The sequence below is a fragment of the Dietzia natronolimnaea genome, assembly GCF_002289575.1.
In the GTDB taxonomy this organism is placed as follows: Bacteria; Actinomycetota; Actinomycetes; order Mycobacteriales; family Mycobacteriaceae; genus Dietzia; species Dietzia natronolimnaea_A.
This window is the reverse complement of record NZ_NTGA01000001.1, coordinates 94534-113169: the sequence shown is the minus strand read 5'-3', so window position 1 is coordinate 113169 and position 18636 is coordinate 94534. Positions and strand designations below refer to the sequence as shown.

The 18636-nt window shown below is 69.7% G+C and carries 18 protein-coding genes and 1 pseudogene; 1 reads left to right on the top strand and 18 read right to left on the bottom strand.

Annotated elements, in window-relative coordinates; genetic code table 11:
- Positions 1 to 7 precede the first annotated feature (7 nt).
- The 5 genes and pseudogenes from CEY15_RS00550 to pgsA all read right to left on the bottom strand — a co-directional run bounded on the left by CEY15_RS00550 (position 8) and on the right by pgsA (position 2728).
- A complete protein-coding gene (locus CEY15_RS00550) occupies positions 8 to 202 on the bottom strand; it encodes a DUF3046 domain-containing protein (RefSeq protein ID WP_095716832.1) in 195 nt (64 codons plus the stop codon).
- A 70-nt stretch (positions 203 to 272) separates the two neighbouring features.
- Positions 273 to 1100, bottom strand: coding sequence for a PspA/IM30 family protein (locus CEY15_RS00545; protein ID WP_017836923.1), 828 nt, complete (start codon positions 1098 to 1100; stop codon positions 273 to 275).
- A gap of 97 nt (positions 1101 to 1197) precedes the next feature.
- On the bottom strand, positions 1198 to 1572 hold the full coding sequence (locus CEY15_RS00540; RefSeq protein ID WP_095716831.1) for a helix-turn-helix domain-containing protein: 375 nt from the start codon (positions 1570 to 1572) through the stop codon (positions 1198 to 1200).
- Between the two features lie 55 nt (positions 1573 to 1627).
- Positions 1628 to 2128 (bottom strand): annotated as a pseudogene (locus CEY15_RS00535) (CinA family protein); the annotation flags it as partial.
- Positions 2129 to 2140: 12 nt separating this feature from the next.
- Positions 2141 to 2728, bottom strand: a complete 588-nt coding sequence (pgsA, locus tag CEY15_RS00530) for a CDP-diacylglycerol--glycerol-3-phosphate 3-phosphatidyltransferase (RefSeq protein WP_095716830.1) — start codon at positions 2726 to 2728, stop codon at positions 2141 to 2143.
- A gap of 77 nt (positions 2729 to 2805) precedes the next feature.
- Here pgsA and CEY15_RS00525 point away from each other — a divergent pair, with 77 nt between their 5' ends.
- Entirely contained in the window at positions 2806 to 3087 is a 282-nt protein-coding gene (locus CEY15_RS00525) for a YciI family protein (protein WP_017836927.1), read from the top strand.
- A gap of 11 nt (positions 3088 to 3098) precedes the next feature.
- Here the strand turns inward: CEY15_RS00525 and CEY15_RS00520 are convergent, their stop codons facing one another.
- The 13 genes from CEY15_RS00520 to truB form a co-directional block, all read right to left on the bottom strand.
- Positions 3099 to 5636, bottom strand: coding sequence for an FtsK/SpoIIIE family DNA translocase (locus tag CEY15_RS00520; RefSeq protein WP_095716829.1), 2538 nt, complete (start codon positions 5634 to 5636; stop codon positions 3099 to 3101).
- Between the two features lie 313 nt (positions 5637 to 5949).
- On the bottom strand, positions 5950 to 6606 hold the full coding sequence (locus CEY15_RS00515) for a TIGR03085 family metal-binding protein (RefSeq protein ID WP_095716828.1): 657 nt from the start codon (positions 6604 to 6606) through the stop codon (positions 5950 to 5952).
- 5 nt (positions 6607 to 6611) lie between these two features.
- Entirely contained in the window at positions 6612 to 8765 is a 2154-nt protein-coding gene (locus CEY15_RS00510; RefSeq protein ID WP_095716827.1) for a ribonuclease J, read from the bottom strand.
- On the bottom strand, positions 8762 to 9709 hold the full coding sequence (gene dapA, locus CEY15_RS00505) for a 4-hydroxy-tetrahydrodipicolinate synthase (protein ID WP_095716826.1): 948 nt from the start codon (positions 9707 to 9709) through the stop codon (positions 8762 to 8764). Before dapA ends, CEY15_RS00510 begins: the two co-directional genes overlap by 4 nt.
- A 58-nt stretch (positions 9710 to 9767) precedes the next feature.
- Positions 9768 to 10520 carry an FAD-dependent thymidylate synthase gene (gene thyX, locus CEY15_RS00500; RefSeq protein ID WP_095716825.1) on the bottom strand — a complete coding sequence of 251 codons (753 nt, stop codon included), beginning with the start codon at positions 10518 to 10520 and terminating at the stop codon, positions 9768 to 9770.
- Between the two features lie 35 nt (positions 10521 to 10555).
- Complete coding sequence (locus CEY15_RS00495) at positions 10556 to 11008, bottom strand: flavodoxin family protein (RefSeq protein ID WP_095716824.1); 453 nt, start codon at positions 11006 to 11008, stop codon at positions 10556 to 10558.
- The gene (locus CEY15_RS00490; RefSeq protein ID WP_017836934.1) at positions 11005 to 11484 is read right to left on the bottom strand and encodes a hypothetical protein; all 480 of its coding nucleotides are present in this window, start codon (positions 11482 to 11484) and stop codon (positions 11005 to 11007) included. Before CEY15_RS00490 ends, CEY15_RS00495 begins: the two co-directional genes overlap by 4 nt.
- A gap of 7 nt (positions 11485 to 11491) precedes the next feature.
- A complete protein-coding gene (dapB, locus tag CEY15_RS00485) occupies positions 11492 to 12241 on the bottom strand; it encodes a 4-hydroxy-tetrahydrodipicolinate reductase (RefSeq protein WP_095716823.1) in 750 nt (249 codons plus the stop codon).
- A gap of 75 nt (positions 12242 to 12316) precedes the next feature.
- A complete protein-coding gene (locus CEY15_RS00480) occupies positions 12317 to 13633 on the bottom strand; it encodes a M16 family metallopeptidase (RefSeq protein ID WP_017836936.1) in 1317 nt (438 codons plus the stop codon).
- Between the two features lie 98 nt (positions 13634 to 13731).
- Positions 13732 to 15999 (bottom strand): polyribonucleotide nucleotidyltransferase, encoded by a 2268-nt coding sequence (locus CEY15_RS00475; protein WP_095716822.1) that lies wholly within the window; start codon positions 15997 to 15999, stop codon positions 13732 to 13734.
- A gap of 337 nt (positions 16000 to 16336) precedes the next feature.
- Positions 16337 to 16606, bottom strand: a complete 270-nt coding sequence (gene rpsO / locus CEY15_RS00470) for a 30S ribosomal protein S15 (protein ID WP_017836938.1) — start codon at positions 16604 to 16606, stop codon at positions 16337 to 16339.
- Positions 16607 to 16718: 112 nt separating this feature from the next.
- Positions 16719 to 17696: a bifunctional riboflavin kinase/FAD synthetase gene (locus tag CEY15_RS00465; protein WP_017836939.1), complete on the bottom strand. Its 978-nt coding sequence runs from the start codon at positions 17694 to 17696 to the stop codon at positions 16719 to 16721.
- 23 nt (positions 17697 to 17719) lie between these two features.
- Complete coding sequence (gene truB, locus CEY15_RS00460; RefSeq protein WP_095716874.1) at positions 17720 to 18631, bottom strand: tRNA pseudouridine(55) synthase TruB; 912 nt, start codon at positions 18629 to 18631, stop codon at positions 17720 to 17722.
- Positions 18632 to 18636: the final 5 nt, after the last annotated feature.

Here is an 18636-nt window from a genome sequence, read left to right as displayed (position 1 = left end):
ACGGGTGTCAACGTAACGAGTCGGGAACCTCGAACTCCGCACACAGGGCCATCCAGACCTGCTTGACCGGGGCGCCCGCGTCGATGGCCTCCTCCGCCGTGCGTCCGTCGAACGCCCCGAGGTGGTGGGACCGTACGAGATGATCGGCTCGTAGGTCCCCGAAGGCCTCGACTGCCCGGGCCCTGAACTCGGTCAGAGTCACGTGCCCACCCTTTCACGACGGACGAGGACGGGCCGTCGGCGTCCTCGCCGGCGGCCCGTCCTCGGACGATTCACTGCTGTTCGGTCTGCGCCTGCTGTTCCGGCGGCGTCGCGGCCTGGGGCTGCCCCTGAGGAAGCTGGGACGCCGAACCGGTGCCCTGCCCGAGCTGGCCACCCTCCGCCTTCATCGACGCGCGGATCTGCTCGAGACGGCTGTGCCCGGCCATCTGCGTGGACGCCTGCTCGACCTCGAGCATCCGGCCCTGAACGGAGTTCTGGGCGAGCTCGGCCGATCCGAGGGCGTTGGCGTACCGTCGCTCGATCTTGTCCCGCACCTGGTCGAGGTTCGGGGTGTTGCCACCGGAGGAGACCTCGGACATCGACTGCAGCGACGCGCTGACCTGCTCCTGCATCTTGGCCTGCTCCAGCTGGCTGAGCAGCTTGGTCCGCTCGGCCACCTTCTGCTGGAGGACCATCGCATTCTGCTCCACGGCCTTCTTGGCCTGGGCCGCGGCCTGGAGCGACTGGTCGTGCAGGCCCTTGAGGTCCTCGACGTTCTGCTCGGCGGTGACGAGCTGGGCGGCGAACGCTTCCGCGGCGTTCTCGTACTCCGTCGCCTTCTGGGCGTCGCCGTTCTGGCGGGCCTGCTCGGACATCTGGAGCGCCTGCCGCGTGGAGCCCTGCAGCTTCTCGATGTCGGCCAGCTGTCGGTTGAGCTTCATCTCGAGCTGCCGCTGGTTGCCGATCACGGCGGCCGCCTGCTGGGACAGCTGCTGGTGCTGCCGCTGTGCGTCCGAGATCGCCTGCTGGATCTGGACCTTGGGGTCCGCATTCTCGTCGATCTTCGAATCGAACAACGCCATCAGGTAGCGCCATGCCTTGGTGAACGGATTGGCCATCGCTGCGTAGTGTCCTTCTGCCGATTCGGACGACGGGTCTTCACCACGGTACCGAACTACGCCGGGGGGCGACCACCGGGCGTTGCCGCGGCTGTGCTCAGGCCGCGAGTACCGGCTCCCGCGCCGACACGGAGCCAGGGGATGAGTCGGTGCCTTTGGATGAGTCAGTGCAGGGGGGCGAGACGGTGCCCGGGGGTGAGACCTCAAAGGCGGCCCTGATCAGGATCTCGCCGAGGGACACGTCGAGCGCACCCGAGATCGACGCGAGGAGCTCACTCGAGGCCTCTTTGCGTCCGCGCTCGATCTCGGAGAGGTACCCGGGGCTCACCCGGGCCGCGTCGGCGACGTCCCTCAGGGTCCGTCCGGTCTCGCCCCTCAGCCCGCGGAGCACCGTCCCGAGGGTCTCCCGGAGCAGCGGGGGGCCACTCCGGTGGTCCGGGTGGGGCAGCGTGGTCATCTGGATGTTCGGCATCACGGGGTACAACGCCCCATCCACCCGATTCGTTCCCGCGGTGGCCGACGATCCCCACCAGCCGGTCGAGGGCCGCTTGACAGGCGGCCCGGCGGATCGCGTCGCGGCCCCCTCGCAGTGCCAGCTCCATCGACCACGGAGCGACTCCCGGTGCACAGAACCCCAGGTAGACGGTCCCTACCGGACGCCCATCCTGCCGGTCGGGCCCCGCTACGCCGGTCAGCCCCACCCCGACGTCGGCCCCGCACCGGCGGGCCGCGCCCGCGGCGAGGGCGCGAGCCGTCTCCCCCGACACCGCCCCGTGCCTCTGGAGCACGTCCTCGGGAACCCCGGCGAGGTCGTGTTTGAGGTCCGTGGCGTAGACCACCAGGCCGCCCCGCAGGACCGCGCTCGCGCCCGGGACCCCGGCCACCGTGGCCGCGAGCAGCCCCGCGGTCAGCGACTCCGCGGTCGCCAGCGTCCACCCTCGGCCGGCGAGCGCGGCCACCGCGGCCGCGGCTGAGGGATCGGGACCGGGCTCTGCCCCGCTGAGCACGGGGGATGTCGTGTCGGACACGGGTCCGGCCCCTCAGCTCCCGGCCCGCGCGGCCTGACGCGCCTTGACCAGATAATCGAGACCCGTGTAAACGGTCAGCACCAGCGCCACGCCGATCACCGCCCACTCGACCGGCCAGAACCAGTACGGCAGCGGCAGGATCAACATCCCCACCCCCAGGGTCTGGGTGACGGTCTTGAGCTTCCCACCCTTGCTGGCCGCCACCACGTGGTCCACACCGAACAGTCGCCAGAGGGTGATCCCCACCTCTCGGACGAGGATCACGATCGTCACCCACCAGAACAACTCGTCGACCAGGGACAGCGAGATCATGGCCGCGGCCATGAGGGCCTTGTCCGCGATCGGGTCGGCGATCTTGCCGAAGTCGGTGACCAGGCCCAGTCGCCGGGCGAGGTACCCGTCCACGTAGTCGGTCGCCATCGCGAGAGCGAAGACCACGAACGCGCCGACCCGCCACCACGGATCCTGGGCGTCGGAGACGAAGAACAGAACCACGAACACCGGGACCAGCAGGATCCGCAGGACGGTGAGCACGTTGGCAATGTTGAGCAGGGGGACCTCGGCACCGGGGCGGCCGTCGTCGGTGAAGGGAAGTGTCACCCCCACACCTTAGCGAGACCCGGGCCAATACCCTGGATCCGAAAACGCTCTCACCATGATCGGGAAGGACATCACCGATGCCGCTCTTCGCAGTCAGCTACCGGTACGAACCAGCGCAGACGGAGGACCGGGAGGCCAACAAGCCCGCGCACCGCGAGTGGCTGTCCGCCCAGGTCGAGGCGGGGACGATCCGAACCGTGGGACCGTATACCGACGGCTCCGGGGCTCTTCTCGTCGTGGAAGCCTCCGAGGCCGGCGCCGCCAGGACACTGGTCGCCGAGGACCCCCACTGTCTGCGTGGGTTGGTATCCGACGTCACAGTCCGGGGGTGGATGCCCGTCTATGGTGCGCTGGCCTGACCCTCGCCGGTTCAGCCCACCGGCGCCTCGTCGAGGGTCTCGCTCGCGGCCCCCACATCGCCGGCGTCCTCGTCGGGAGGTGTGCCCCCCTTGATCATCCAGATGACCGACGCCAACTCCTCCGGCTTGACCAGGACGTCACGGGCCTTGGAGCCCTCCGAGGGGCCGACGATGTCGCGGGACTCCATCAGGTCCATGAGGCGCCCGGCCTTGGCGAATCCGACGCGGAGTTTGCGCTGGAGCATCGAGGTGGACCCGAACTGGCTGGAGACCACGAGTTCGACGGCGGCGAGCAGGTCGTCCAGGTCGTCTCCGATGTCCCCGTCGATCTCCTTCGTGGACTCCTCCTTGGCGGCGGTGACGGTGTCGTCGTAGTCGGGCTCCGCCTGGTTCTTGGCGTAGTCGACGACCTCGTGGATCTCCTCGTCGGTGATGAAGGCGCCCTGCATACGGATCGGCCGGGACGCACCCATGGGGATGAACAGCCCGTCGCCCATACCGATCAGCTTCTCGGCCCCCGCCTGGTCCAGGATGACCCGGGAGTCGGTGAGCGAGGAGGTCGCGAAGGCCAGGCGCGACGGCACGTTCGTCTTGATCAGACCCGTCACCACGTCGACCGACGGACGCTGGGTGGCCAGTACGAGGTGGATGCCGGCGGCACGGGCTTTCTGCGTGATCCGTACGATCGCGTCCTCGATGTCCCGCGGCGCGGTCATCATGAGATCGGCGAGCTCGTCCACGACGGCGACGATGTACGGGTACGGGCGGTAGACGCGCTCGCTGCCGGGCGGGGTGGTGATGGCGCCCGATTTCACGCGATCGTTGAAGTCGGTGATGTGGCGCACCCGGGTCGACTTCATGTCCTGATAGCGCTGCTCCATCTCCTCGACGAGCCATGCCAGCGCCGCTGCCGCCTTCTTGGGCTGGGTGATGATGGGGGTGATCAGGTGCGGGATGCCCTCGTACGGCGTCAGTTCGACCATCTTGGGGTCCACGAGGATCAGCCGCACCTCGTCCGGGGTGGCCCGGGTGAGCAACGACACGAGCATCGAGTTGACGAAACTGGACTTGCCCGAGCCCGTCGAACCCGCGACCAACAGGTGCGGCATCTTGGCCAGGTCGGCGGTGACGAAATCGCCCTCGATGTCCTTCCCCAGCCCGATGAGCATCGGGTTGTGCTTGGTGGCGGTCTTGGGATCGGTGAGCACGTCTGCGAGTCTGACGAGCTCGCGATCGAGGTTGGGGACCTCGATACCCACGGCGGACTTCCCAGGGATCGGGGCGAGGAGCCGGACGTTGTCTGTGGCCACCGCATAGGCGATGTTCCGGTGCAACGCGGTGATCTTCTCCACCTTCACGCCGGGGCCCAGCTCGACCTCGTACCGTGTGACCGTCGGCCCGCGCGTGAAGCCGGTGACCGCGGCATCGATCTTGAACTGCTCGAGGACGCCCTGGATGGCCTCGATCATCTGGTCGTTGGACTCGCTGCGTTCCTTGGGCGGGTCTCCCGCGGTGAGCAGGCTCACAGGCGGGAGGGTGTACTCGACACCGCTCAGCAACTGCTTCTGAGAATCGAGCCTGTCGACGTCGCTGTCCGCCGCGGTGTGGGTGGACGGGGAATTGGTCTGCGGCACCACCGCTGTGTCGGCTGCTCCGGCGACGACGTCGGGGTCGGTCGAGGGCAGTACGGCGGTGCGAGCGTCCGATTTCCGGGGCCGGCGCCGGGGTACGGCCCCCGGGGACTCGTCGTCCTCGGCGACCGACTCGCCTGCTGCGCCGGCACCCTCTGCCGCACCGGCGGCCGCCGGCATCTCGACCGTCTCCCCGGTGCTCGGCGTATCCGACCACGCGGCCACCCTGCGGCGCGCCGGACGTCGTGGTGCGGGACGTTCGCGGTCGTCCGGGATCCCGTTCTCGGAGATCGGGTACGCGGTCGTGGCGTCGGGGTCGGGGCCGTCCCAGTCGATTCCCGGGCTCTCGTGATCGACGATGTCCCCGCTTCCGTCCCAGCCGAAGAACCCGCGCACGACTCCCGGGATCTCCCTGGCCGGTCGACCCACCAGCACCAGGACGCCGAACGCCACGAGCAGCACCAACAGTGGGACGGCGACGAAGACGGACAGGCCCGCCTCGAGCGTGCCCCCGACGATCCTCCCCAGGACGCCGGCCCCGCCACGGACGCCTTCAGGGTCTGCGGGTGAACCCGATCCCAGGTGCCACAGACCCAGCACACCGAGTGTGGTCACGGTGGTCCCCACCACCCACCTGGACTGGACGTCGGGCCGTGGCTCCCGGGCCATCACGAGGACGCCCCAGACGCCGAGGACCAGGGGCAGGAGCGCGCCGGGGGTTCCGACGACCGTCCGGATGCCCGTGTCGACCCACTCCCCGACCGGACCGGCCGCGCCGAACCACACCGCTCCGGCGAACACGATCGCGATACCGAGCAGGGTCAGGCCGAGCCCGTCCCGCCTGTGGGGCGGTGCCACACGGTCCTCGTCGGCGTCACCCCGCAGACCGCGGACGCCGTGACCGAGGCCCTTCGCCATCCCGGCCCATCCACCCCTCAGGCCGCGCCCGACCGCCCCGAACGCCCCGGACGTCCGTTCCGGGGCGGGGGTGGCCGCGCGGGACCGTGAGCGGCTACCGGTCTTCGGTGTGGAGACGACGGCACCGCGCCGGGAACCACCCCCGCGGGACGACGACGAGGTGGACGCGGTGGTTCGCTGTCCGCCGGACTTCGAAGCCGGGCGCCGTCCACCGGGGGCACGGGTGGATCGCGTGTTCGAGCTGGGTGCCATGGGGGTCACTCTATCTTCTCGCACCCCATTGGTAACAGCAGCCACACGGGGGGACGGTGGGTCAGATGCCCCTCGGCACCGCCTCCAGCGCGGCGATCCCCTGTTGCGAACCGGAGATGTCCACGTCGACCGCACCCCGGCCGAACGCCCACAGGAGGAGCTCCACGGGGGCGGCCGTCACGCTGACGAGTGGGGCGAGCGCGGCCCCGGTGGACACCGCACCGGGCTTGCTCAGGCTCATCCCCGGAGGGGTCCGCAGATCGACGCGCGCGGTCACCCGTCGCAGGAACGTCTTCGCCACGGTCGTCCCGAGCGCCCAGATGCGATCGAGGTCCTCGATGCCGAACTCCCGCGCCGTCCACTGCCCGTCGGCCCTCCGGACGTCCTCGTGGTGCACGAGGTACTCCGCCGCGTTGGCCACACGGTCCGCGTAGCGGAGCGGTGAGTACCACGGGGCCCCCGCGGCGATCTTCTCCAGCAGTTCGTCCCACGGGGTCTCGGTCTCCCGGAGGCGCAGATCCTCCATGCGCGAGGCGAGCACCGGCAGGACGATCCCCGCGGCGACGTCGGGGCGCGCCTCTCTCACCACCAGGTGCGCGGCGAGGTCCCGGGTCGTCCACCCGTCGCACAGTGTCGGCGCCTCCGGACCGGCGGCACGCATCGTCTCGACGAGAGCGCTTCGCTCCCGTTGCGCCAGCGTCCGCCGGTCGGAGTCCACCGGGCTCAGTCCTCCGCCGCCACGGAGGTGATGACGGTGGGCACGATCATCGGCTTGCGGCGCCACTTCTCGGACACCCAGGAACCGACCGTGCGGCGCACCGACTGCGCGAGGCGGTAGGGATCGGTCTCACCCTCCCCCGCCAGGTCCCACAATGCGTTCTCGACGAGTTCGACCACAGGGTCCAGAGCCCCCGGCTCGTCGGTGAAACCCTTCCCGATGATCTGGGGCTTGCTCACCGGCCGCCCGGTGCGGGGATCCACCACCACGGTCGCGACGATGAAGCCGTCCTCGGCGAGCGCGGTGCGGTCAGCCAGGACGGTGTCACCGATGTCGCCGGTCGACAGGCCGTCGACGTAGAGATTGCCCACCTGGACCTGGCCGACCACCGAGGCCTTCCCGTCCACCAACTCCACCACGACGCCGTTCTGGGCCAGCACCACGTTCTCCTCCGGTACCCCGGTGGCGATCGCCAGTGCCTTGTTGGCACGCAGGTGGCGCCACTCGCCGTGAACCGGCATCGCGTTCTTGGGTCGCACGGCGTTGTAGACGAAGAGCAACTCCCCCGCGTCGCCGTGACCCGACACGTGGACGTTCGCGTCGCGGCTGGTGACCACGTTCACGCCCATCTGGGACAGGCTGTTCTGGACACCGAAGACGGGCTCCTCGTTGCCCGGGACGATGGACGAGGAGAAGATCACGGTGTCGCCCTCGGAGAGGTTGATCTGGCGGTGCTCACGGCGCGCCATCCGGGACAGTCCCGCCATCGACTCGCCCTGCGTGCCGGTGGTCATCACGACGACCTTCTCGGACGGGAGCTTCGCCGCCGTATCCATGTCCACGATCACGTTCTTGGGATCGGAGAGCAGCCCCATCTCGAGCGCGATCTCCATGTTCCGGATCATCGACCGACCGGTGAGGGCGACCTTGCGTCCGCTCGCGGCAGCCGCCTCGATGACCGACTGGACGCGGTAGACGTTGGAGGCGAAGCACGCCACCACTACGAGCTGACGGGCATCCGAGATGAGCCGCTGGAGAGCGGGACCGATCTCCGACTCCGACCGACTGACCCCCGGAGTGGTCGCGTTGGTCGAGTCCATCAGCAGGAGGTCGATGCCCTCGTCACCGAACCTGCCCATCTTGGGCAGGTCGGTGGGGCGCTTGTCCGTCGGCAGCTGGTCCAGCTTGATGTCGCCCGTCATCATCACCGACTGGCCACCGGCGCGGATGACCAGGCCGAGGCACTCCGGGATCGAGTGGTTGACGTCGAAGTAGCGCACCTCGAACTTGCCGAGGGTGCTCACGCTGGACTCGTCGACCTCGCGGAAGACGGGCTTGATGCGGTGCTCACGGCACTTGGCCGCGACCAGCGCGAGCGTGAAGCGGGACCCCAGGACCGGGATGTCCGGTCGGAGCTTGAGCAGGAACGGGATCGCCCCGATGTGGTCCTCGTGGGCGTGGGTCAACACGAGGGCCTCGACCTGGTCGAGGCGGTCCTCGATGTGCCCGAAATCGGGGAGGATCAGGTCCACTCCCGGCTCGGTCGAGCTCGGGAACAACACGCCACAGTCGACGATGAGCAGCTTCGAGTCGTACTCGAAGGTCATCATGTTGCGGCCGATCTCGGTCACACCACCGAGGGCCACCATCCGCAGCGCTCCCTTGCGGGGCTTGGGCGGGCTGGGCAGACGCACGGTCATGTCGCCGCCCTGCATGGTCTTGACCCCGCCGAACTCGGCCGTGGAGGTGTTGCCGTTGCCGCGCCCACGGCCCCGGCCTCCGCGGCCACGACCCTGACTTCCGGACTGGTTGCCGCCGCCCTGGTTCCTACCGGTCGAGGACCCACGCCCGCGACCGCGCGAACCGCCCTTGGGCGAATCCTGCTTCTGGTCCTGCTGCTTCTGGTCCTGCTGTCCCTTGCCCTGCTGTCCCCTGCTCTTCTGGGAGCCGCTCTGCTGGGACTTGCTCTGCTTCCCCTGCCCCTGACGGTTCTGGTCCTGCGTCGGGCGGTCGTCGGCGCCACTCGTGGACGGCGCGGTCGAGGTGGCCGTGGGCTCGGTGAACTGCACGGCGGTCGCGGGGGCGGGTTCGCCGGTGGGGCGGCCGGCGGCGCGCCGTGTGCGGCCGCGTCCCCGGTTGGTGGTCGGTTCTTCTGTCATCTGGTGACTCCTGCTCTGTGCAACAGCGACGCCAACGCGTCCTGTTGCTCGGTGGTCGGTGGTAACTGCGGGAGTCGCGGCACTCCGGCCGGGATCCCGAGAAGTTCTAGTGCTGCTTTGGACATCGACACGCCACCGAGTGCCCGTTGGGCGTCGAAGAGCGGGAGGAGTCCGAGGTTGATGTGACGCGCGGTCTCGATGTCGCCCGCGAGGAACGCACGGCGCAGTTCGACGAGATGCGCGGCGGCCACGTGGCCGATCACGCTGACGAAACCGCTCGCTCCCACGGCCAACCACGGGAGGTTGAGCTGGTCGTCTCCCGAGTAGTAGACGAGGTCACAGTGGGACATCACGGTGGCCGCGTCATGGAAGTCACCCTTGGCGTCCTTGACGGCGACGATGTTCGGGTGGGACGACAGTCCGATGAGCGTATCCGCCTGTATCGGGACCACCGATCTCGGCGGGATGTCGTAGAGCATCACCGGTCGATCGGTGGCGTCGGCGACCGCCCGGAAATGGGCGTCGAGGCCGGCCTGGGTGGGTTTGGAGTAATACGGCGTCACCACGAGCATGCCGTGGGCACCGACTGACGCCGCCTGCCGCGCGAGATGCACGGAATGCGCGGTGTCGTATGTCCCGACCCCGGCGACCACGAACGCCCTGTCCCCCACCGCGGCCAGAACGGCCTCGAGAACCGCGATCTTCTCCGCGTCCGTGGTGGTGGGTGACTCTCCCGTGGTCCCGGAGACGACGAGACCGTCGCACCCGGAGTCCACGAGGTGCTGTGCGACACACGCGACCGCGCTCAGGTCGACGTAACCGTCGGACCCGAACGGGGTGACCATCGCCGTGAGCACCGTGCCGAACGGCGTGGGGCGCCCGGGTGGGGAGAGTGCCTGTCGACCGGCCGCCGACGTCGGGCCCCCTGTGGTCACGTGTGTCATGGCCTCCCAGACTACCCTCAGACCACGGGAAGTCCCGATTCCGACCCGGCGTTCCGGTTCAGCCCTCCAGGACGTAGGGACTCACCGCGATCTCCGAACCGTCCTCGAGCGAGGTGATCTCGAAGTCCGCGAACACCGCCGGCGCGGCCTCCCGTAGTTGCCGCAGGACGTCGATGGCCAGCCCACGGATCTCGGTGTCCGCGTGCTCGGTCGCCCGCATCCCGATGAAGTGGCGCCACGAGCGGTAGTTGCCGGTGACCACGATCCGGGTCTCGGTCGCGTTGGGCAGCACCGAACGCGCGGCCTGTCGCGCCTGCTTGTGCCGCAACATCGGGTTGGGAACGTCGGCGAATCTCTCCTCGAGCTTGGAGAGCATCTCGGCGTACGCCTCCCGGGACGCGTCGGTCGCCCGGCGGAAGATCTCCACCAGTTCCGGATCGTCCGCGATCGCCGGCGGGGGCACCACCTTCGAATCGTGCTCCGGGACGAACCGCTGCGACAGCTGACTGTAGGAGAAGTGGCGGTGCCTGATGAGTTCGTGGGTGCACGATCTGGAGATGCCGGTGATGTAGAACGTCACACTCGCGTGCTCGAACACCGATAGGTGCCCCACCTCGAGAATGTGCCTCAGGTAACCGGCGTTCGACGCCGTGCGCGGATTGGGCTTGTCCCAGCTCTGATAACAGGCCCGGCCCGCGAACTCGGCCAGTGCGGATCCGCCGTCGGCGTCCGTCTCCCACCCGATCTCGTCGGGTGGCGTGAACGCGGTGTGCGCGACCAAGCGGACCTGCCGCCGGACGAGCTCGGACATGGTGGACTCCTCGTGGTGTCGTGTCGCCCGGCGGGTCAGCCGAGAAGGTGTGCGGCCACCGTCGCGGCGATCTCGGACGCGGCGTCGAGATCCTCGCCGCCGGGCTCGCCGGTCAGATGCAGGGCCGGCACCACCGGTCGCAAATCCCACCCGGTGGTGATCCGCTCGACCGAGGTGACGGCCCCCGAGGTGTCGTCGTCCCCGTGCACGCACAGTGCGAAGGGCCGACCGGCCACGGCGCCCTCGCACGTGTAGTAGGTGCGGTCGAAGAAGTGCTTGAGCGCACCGGACATGTAGCCGAAGTTGGCCGGGGTGAGCAGGACGTATCCGTCCGCCCGGAGTACGTGGTCGTCGGTCGTGGCCAGAGCGGGTACCGACTCCACCTCGACGCCCTCGAGTTCGGGATGCGCGAGCCCGCGCTCCAGGGCTTCCAGGATGCGGCGGAGCCTCGGGGACGGTGCGTGGTGCACCAGGAGAACGGTGCTCATCGCTGATCCCGGGCACCGGAGGTGTCCGCCTCGCGCAGGGTGATGGCCACGCGCATGATCTCCCGGGCGCGGGCGCGGTCGCCCGCGTGGTCGTACGCCCGGGCCAGGCGATAGTTGGCGCGCCAGTCGTCCGGGGTCGCCTGGTACTCGGCACTGACCCGGTCGAACAGCTCGTCCGCCGCGGCGTGCTCGAGACGGCCGGAGGGACGGTGGTCCAGGGTGGAGACGTCGAGCTCTATCCCCTCCGCGGCGGCGGCGGCGGAGATCTTCTGGAGTTCGAACCCGTTCCGCAGGATCGCCCACGTCGCCCATGCCCCGACGGCGGTCAGCAGGATGATCCCGACTCCGAACCCACGCATGGCGAGGTACTCGGATCGGCTGATCATGGACCATCCGAGGTACACCAGGTAAGCGAACGCCACCACCAGACCGGCCGCCGTGAGGGCCATGACCAGGGGCTTGACGACTCTGTCCACGGTCGGCCTACAGATCCATGAAGGCGTCGAGCCCCACGGTGAGCCCGGGCGCACGCGAGATCGAGCGCACTCCCAGGAGGACACCGGGCGCGAAGGAGGAGCGGTCGAGGGAATCGTGACGGATCGTCAGGGTCTCTCCCTGGGTCCCCAGGATCACCTCCTGGTGCGCGACCAGGCCGGTCACGCGGACCGAGTGCACCCTCACCCCACCGACGTCGGCGCCCCGCGCCCCCTCCAGCTCGGTGGAGGTGGCGTCCGGGCAGGGGCCCATCCCGGCTGCGGTGCGGGCGGTGGCCATCATCTCGGCGGTGCGGTGTGCCGTTCCCGACGGGGCATCGGCCTTGTTCGGGTGATGGAGTTCCACGATCTCGGCCGAGGGGAAGTACCTGGCGGCCTGGACGGCGAAACGCATCATGAGGATCGCTCCTATGGCGAAGTTGGGTGCCACGAGGACCCCGGTCTCGGCATGGGACGAGAGCAACCCCCGCAGGGTCTCCAGACGTTCGTCGGTGAATCCGGTCGTGCCGACCACCGCGTGGATGCCGTGCGTGATGCAGAACTCGAGGTTGTCCATCACCACGTCGGGGTGGGTGAAGTCGACGACAACCTCCGCTCCGGCGTCGGTGAGCATCCCCAGCGGGTCACCGTGGTCCACCTCGGCGACGAGTTCGAGGTCCTCCGCCGCGCGGACCGCCTCACATATCGCCGTGCCCACCTTGCCGCGTGCACCGAGCACTCCGACCTTCGTCACCGTCATCGTCTCCCCAGTCTCCTCACCGGTCGCCGAGCCGCCCGCCAGACGAGCCGCCCATCAGGCGAACCGTCCACCAGCCTATCCGCCCACCCGGGCCAGGAGACCAGCCGCACCGTCGGCGCCGGGCATGCCCGGACCCACGGCCGCCAGACACCACGGCGCGATCTCGCCCGTCCAGTAGTCTGCGACGTCGTCGCGGCGCACGGCGCGCAGGCGGGACAGCGAGTCGGCGACGGTCACCACCGCGTCGCGGTCCAACAGGTGGCGGCCGATCCGCGTCATCCGCGACAACGGATCGTCCAACCCCAGCCTGATCGACCCGGTGAGGTGCCCGATCGCCCGGTCGACCTCGTCGACGGACGGGGGGCGTCGGACCATCCCGGACACGACCTCGGCCAGAGCATCGCCCAGGGCGTCCACCCGACCGACCGGGCTGCCGGCGACGACCGACACGAGGCCGGTGGTGCGGAACTGATCCATCGACGCGTACACCGTGTAGGCCAGCCCGAGCTCCTCGCGGACCCGCTGGAACAGTCTGGAGCTCAGCCCGCCGCCGAGCACGGCAGTTGCCACCTGCGCCGACGCGCGGTCCCGGTGATCACGCGACGGGGTTCGCCTGGCCAGCGCCAGGAGGACCTGTTCGGAGTCGTCGTCCTCCCCCACGAGAACCGACGTCGGCGCCCACCCCTCGTGCCCGGTCGCCGGGCCGGAGGGCGGGTCAGGCCGTGCGGATGCCGCGCCGTCGGACCCGTCGGCGATCACGGCGGCCAGCGGTCCGTCGGCGATGCGCCGGACCAGTTCCTCGTGGTCGACGCGACCCGCCGCGGCCACCACGACATCACCTGCGCGGAGAACCCTCCGGTGGAAGGACTGCAGGGTGTCGGCGTCCAGTGCCGCCACCGACTCCTCGGTACCGATGATCGGGCGGGCCAACGGGTCGTCACCGAGGACTGCCTCCGTGACCAGCTCACAGGCGAGATCTTCAGGGTCGTCGGCCCGGCCCGCGAGCTCGTCGAGCACCACGTCCCGCTCGATCTCCACGTCGTCCGCCGCGCAGGACCCGTTCGCCACCACGTCGACCAGCACGTCGACCGCCGTCCCCAGGCCCTCGGCCGGGACGTGCACGTGATAGCAGGTGTGCTCACGACCGGTGTAGGCGTTGAGGTCGCCCCCGAGGAGATCGATCCGCTCGGAGAGCTCCCGGCCCGATGTCGTGGCCGTCCGCTTGAACAGGACGTGTTCGAGAAAGTGCGCGGCGCCGTGCTCCCCTGGCGCCTCGTTCGCGGATCCCGCCGCGATCCACACCCCGACCGCCGCCGTGTGGCACCACGGGAGGTCCTCGGTGACGACACGCAGCCCGGGGATCGACCTGTCCACCCTGATCGTGGGGTCCACGATGGCTCTCCCTTCCAGCGATGCGAGGCACGCACCCCGGGATCCGGGGTACGTGCCTCGCTGGGTGCCGGGGCGCGCGAGCCGACCCCGGCGGTGGATCAGTTGTCGTCGCCCTCGGCGTCGGAGGATGCCTCGGACGCGGCGGACTCGTCGCCCACGGGCACGAGGCTGATCTTGCCGCGGTTGTCGATGTCCGCGATCTCGACCTGCATCTTGTCGCCGACGTTCACGACGTCCTCGACCTTGCCGACGCGCTTGCCCTGGCCGAGCTTCGAGATGTGCACCAGGCCGTCGCGACCCGGCAGCAGCGACAGGAAGGCGCCGAACGGGGCGGTCTTGACGACGGTTCCGAGGAACCGCTCGCCGACCTTGGGCAGCTGCGGGTTGGCGATGGCGTTGATCTTGTCGATCGCGGCCTGGGCCGACTCCCCGTCGGTGGCACCGATGTAGACGGTGCCGTCGTCCTCGATCGAGACGGACGCACCGGTCTCCTCGGTGATCGAGTTGATCATCTTGCCCTTGGGCCCGATCACCTCGCCGATCTTGTCGACCGGGACCTTGATCGCGATGATGCGGGGAGCGAACGGGCTCAGCTCGTCGGGCTCGTCGATCGCCTCGGCCATCACGTCGAGGATGGTCAGGCGGGCCTCGCGGGCCTGGGTGAGCGCGCCGGCCAGGACCTCGGACGGGATGCCGTCGAGCTTGGTGTCGAGCTGTAGAGCGGTGACGAACATGCCCGTGCCGGCGACCTTGAAGTCCATGTCCCCGAACGCGTCCTCGGCACCGAGGATGTCGGTCAGGGCGACGTAGCGGGTCTCGCCGTCGACCTCGTCGGAGACCAGGCCCATCGCGATGCCCGCCACCGGCGCCCGCAGCGGGACACCGGCGTTGAGCAGGGACAGGGTGGAGGCGCAGACGGAGCCCATCGAGGTGGAACCGTTGGAGCTCAACGCCTCGGAGACCTGGCGGATGGCGTACGGGAACTCCTCGACGCTGGGCAGCACCGGCACGAGCGCACGCTCCGCGAGGGCTCCGTGGCCGATCTCGCGTCGCTTGGGGGAGCCGACCCGGCCGGTCTCACCGGTGGAGTACGGCGGGAAGTTGTAGTGGTGCATGTAGCGCTTGCTGGTCTCCGGACCGAGCGAGTCGATCTGCTGGGCCATCTTGACCATGTCCAATGTGGTGACGCCGAGGATCTGCGTCTCACCGCGCTCGAACAGGGCGGAACCATGGGCCCGCGGGATGACCTCGACCTCGGCGGACAGCGCGCGGATGTCCCTGACGCCGCGGCCGTCGATACGGAAGTGGTCGGTGAGGATCCGCTTCCGCACGATCTTCTTGGTGAGCGACTTGAACGCGGCACCCAGCTCCCCGACACGCCCGGAGAACTTCTCCTCCAGCGACGCCAGGACCTCGGCCTTGAGCTGATCGGTCGCGCCGTCGCGCTCCTGCTTGTCGGCGATCGACATGATCTCGCCGAGCTTGGCCTCGGCCACCTCGGAGACCGCGGCGAGCGCATCCTCCTGGTAGGGCGGGAAGAGGGGGAACTCACGGGCCTCGGCGGGTGCCGCGGTGGCCAGCGCCTGCTGCGCGGCACACAGCTCGGAGATGAACGGCTTGGCCGCCTCGAGACCCTGCGCCACCACGTCCTCGGTGGGCGCCTGCGCGCCTCCCGCGATCTTCTCGATGACGGTCTCGGTGGCCTCGGCCTCGACCATCATGATGGCGACGTCGGCACTGTCACCGGAGCCCACGACACGGCCGGCGACGACCATGTCGAAGACCGCCTCGGAGAGCTGTTCGACGGTCGGGAAGGCGACCCACTGCCCCTCGGGACGGGCGGCGGTGGGGATGAGGGCGATCCGCACGCCACCGACCGGCCCCGAGAACGGGAGGCCGGACAGCTGCGTGGAGGCCGAGGCGGCGTTGATCGCCACGACGTCGTAGAGGTCCTTGGGGTCCAGGCTCATGACGGTCACGACGACCTGGACCTCGTTGCGGACGCCGTCCGCGAAGGTGGGCCGCAGCGGGCGGTCGATGAGGCGACACGTGAGGATGGCGTCGGTGCTGGGCCGGCCCTCACGGCGGAAGAACGAGCCCGGGATGCGCCCCGCGGCGTACATCCGCTCCTCGACGTCCACCGTCAGGGGGAAGAAGTCGAAATGCTCCTTGGGATGCTTTCCCGCCGTCGTGGCGGACAGCAGCATGGTGTCGTCGTCGAGGTACGCGACGACCGACCCGGCGGCCTGCTTGGCAAGGCGCCCGGTCTCGAATCGCACCTCGCGGCGACCGAAGTCGCCGTTGTCGATGGTCGCGACGGTCTCGAAGACCCCGTCTTCGACCTCGACGGCCGTGATTTCTGGCATGTGTAGTCCTGTTCTGTCGGTGACTGGGGCCTCACGGCGGAGACGTCCCCGCCGGGCCCGCCGGATCACGCGTCAGGGTGTCCCGGTGGCGATTCCGGTCTTCGATCGAAGCGGCCGGAGCCGGCGCCCCCTCCCGGGGCACCCGCGGTTCCGGCAGCCACTACCGAGGACCGTCAATCGGACCTGTCGACACCCGGTGCACGCGCACCGGCCGTGATCAGGCTACCAGTGGCAACTCCCCCGGGTCATCGCTGACACTCCGGGCACCGCCCCCACACAGCACTGTTCCCCGCCCTCGACGAGGACGGGGAACGGTGGCGGTGCGGGCGGAGTCCGCTCAGCGACGCAGGCCGAGGCGCTCGATGAGCGAGCGGTAGCGCGCGATGTCGACCTTCGCGATGTACTTGAGCAGTCGACGACGACGGCCCACCATCAGGAGGAGGCCGCGACGGGAGTGGTGGTCGTGCTGGTGGGTCTTGAGGTGCTCGGTCAGCTGGCTGATCCGCTTGGTGAGCAGCGCGACCTGGGCCTCGGGCGAACCGGTGTCGGTCTCGTGGATCCCGTACTCGGCCAGGACGGCCTTCTTCTCTTCGGTGCTCAACGCCATGGGTGACTCCTGGTTGTTCCAGTCCGCGAAAATGAGTGACCCCGCCGCCGCGGACCGCAGGAGGGCCGAGAGAAGACGTTACCAGCGCCCGGAGCCGACACCCCAATCGGCGTCAGTGGCGCGCGGCCCCCACGTCGAGGACGACTCTGGTCCTGGCGACGTCACGGTCCATCGCCACCAGCAGGTCGTCGACCGAGGAGAACTTCTCCATGTCGCGGACGTGGTCCACGAAGTCGACGGCGGCCACCCGACCGTAGAGGTCCGCCGACTCGTCGAGCACGAACGCCTCGACACTGCGCGCCGCCTCCCCGAAGGTCGGATTGGTGCCCACGGAGATCGCGGCGGGATAGCGCCGGCCGGGGAGGATCGTCCCGTCGACGTCGTGGTCGTCGAGAAGGGTGAACCACCCGGCGTAGACGCCGTCGACGGGTACGGCCGTGTACTCCGGCAGGTCCAGGTTCGCCGTCGGGTACCCCAGGTCGCGTCCACCGCGTCCGGCCCCGTGCACGACGGTGCCGGACACGCGGTGGGGACGACCGAGGATCGTCGCCGCGCCGGCCACGTCCGACTCCGCGAGCAGTCGACGTATCCGGGAGGAGGAGACCGGTTCCCCACCGAGTTCCAGCAGGTCCATCACGCGCACGTCGATCCCCCGCTCGGAACCCAGCTCACGCAGCGTCTCCGGTGTTCCCGCGGCTCGTCGACCGAAGGAGAAGTTGCTCCCCACGGTGATGGAGCGACTGCGCAACCCCCGGACCAGAACGCGGTCGACGAACTCCTCGGGGTCCCACGAGGCCATGTCGGTGTCGAAGGGCAGGGCGAAGACCGCGTCGACACCGAGACCACCGGCCAGTTCGGCGCGTCTGCGAAGCGGCGTCAGGACGAGGGGATGGGTGCCGGGTCGGATCACCTCGACCGGGTGCGGATCGAACGTCACCAACACCGGGCTCGCCCCCGACTCGCGCCCGGCCGCCACCGCGTGGTCCACCAGGCTCCGGTGGCCCCGGTGGAGTCCGTCGAACACCCCGAGTGCGACGGAGGTCCCGCCGTCGGGGATCACGATCTCGTCGAACGTCCGCCACAGCTGCACGGCGACCACCTTACGCCCGGGCGTCACAGGCCCGCCGGTCGCATGACGACGACCGGAGCGGCGCGCTTTCCGGACTCGGAGACCAGGGCGGCGACCCGTCCGTCCGGACCCACTGCCGCGACCACCCCGTCGTCACCCCTGGCCTCCAGCCACCGCCCGTGTCGCAGTCCTTCCGCCTCGTCCGCGTCGACGTCGCGGCGGGGGAAGGCGGTCAACGCGGCGGTGTCGAGGTCCAGGGACAACCGCGGCTCCTCCTCGAGCTCTCCGAGCGTGCGGGCGACGTCCAGTCCGAACGGTCCGACGCACGTCCGGCGCAGTGCAATGAGATGCCCGCCCACCCCGAGCGCGGCACCGAGGTCGCGGGCCAGTGCGCGGATGTAGGTGCCGGTGGAGCAGTCGACGACGACGACGAGGTCCACCACCGCTCCGGAAGGAATGCGCTCGAGGATCTCGAATCGCGACACCGTCACGGTGCGCGCGTCGAGCCGGACGTCCTCCCCCGCCCGGACCCGGTCGTAGGCACGTCGGCCGGCCACCTTGATCGCGCTCACCGAGGACGGCACCTGCTCGATCTCTCCCGTGAGTGCCGCGACCGCGGCGTCGATCGCCTCGACGGTCACCGCCGAGGCGTCGACCCGCGCCGTGGTCTCGCCCTCCGCGTCGTCGGTGGTGGTGGATTCCCCGAGTCGGATCGTGGCCCGATAGGACTTGGTCTCCAGCGCGAGCAGCCCCAGGAGCTTGGTGGCGCGTTCTATCCCCACCACCAGGACGCCGGTGGCCATGGGGTCGAGTGTTCCGGCGTGCCCCACCTTGCGGGTGCCGAAGTACCGGCGCATGCGCCCGACCACGTCGTGACTGGTCATGCCGCCCGGTTTGTCGACCACGACGAGTCCGGGGGCGGGAGCGGGGCGGGGGTCGGGTCTGCGCGGGGTCACGCCGG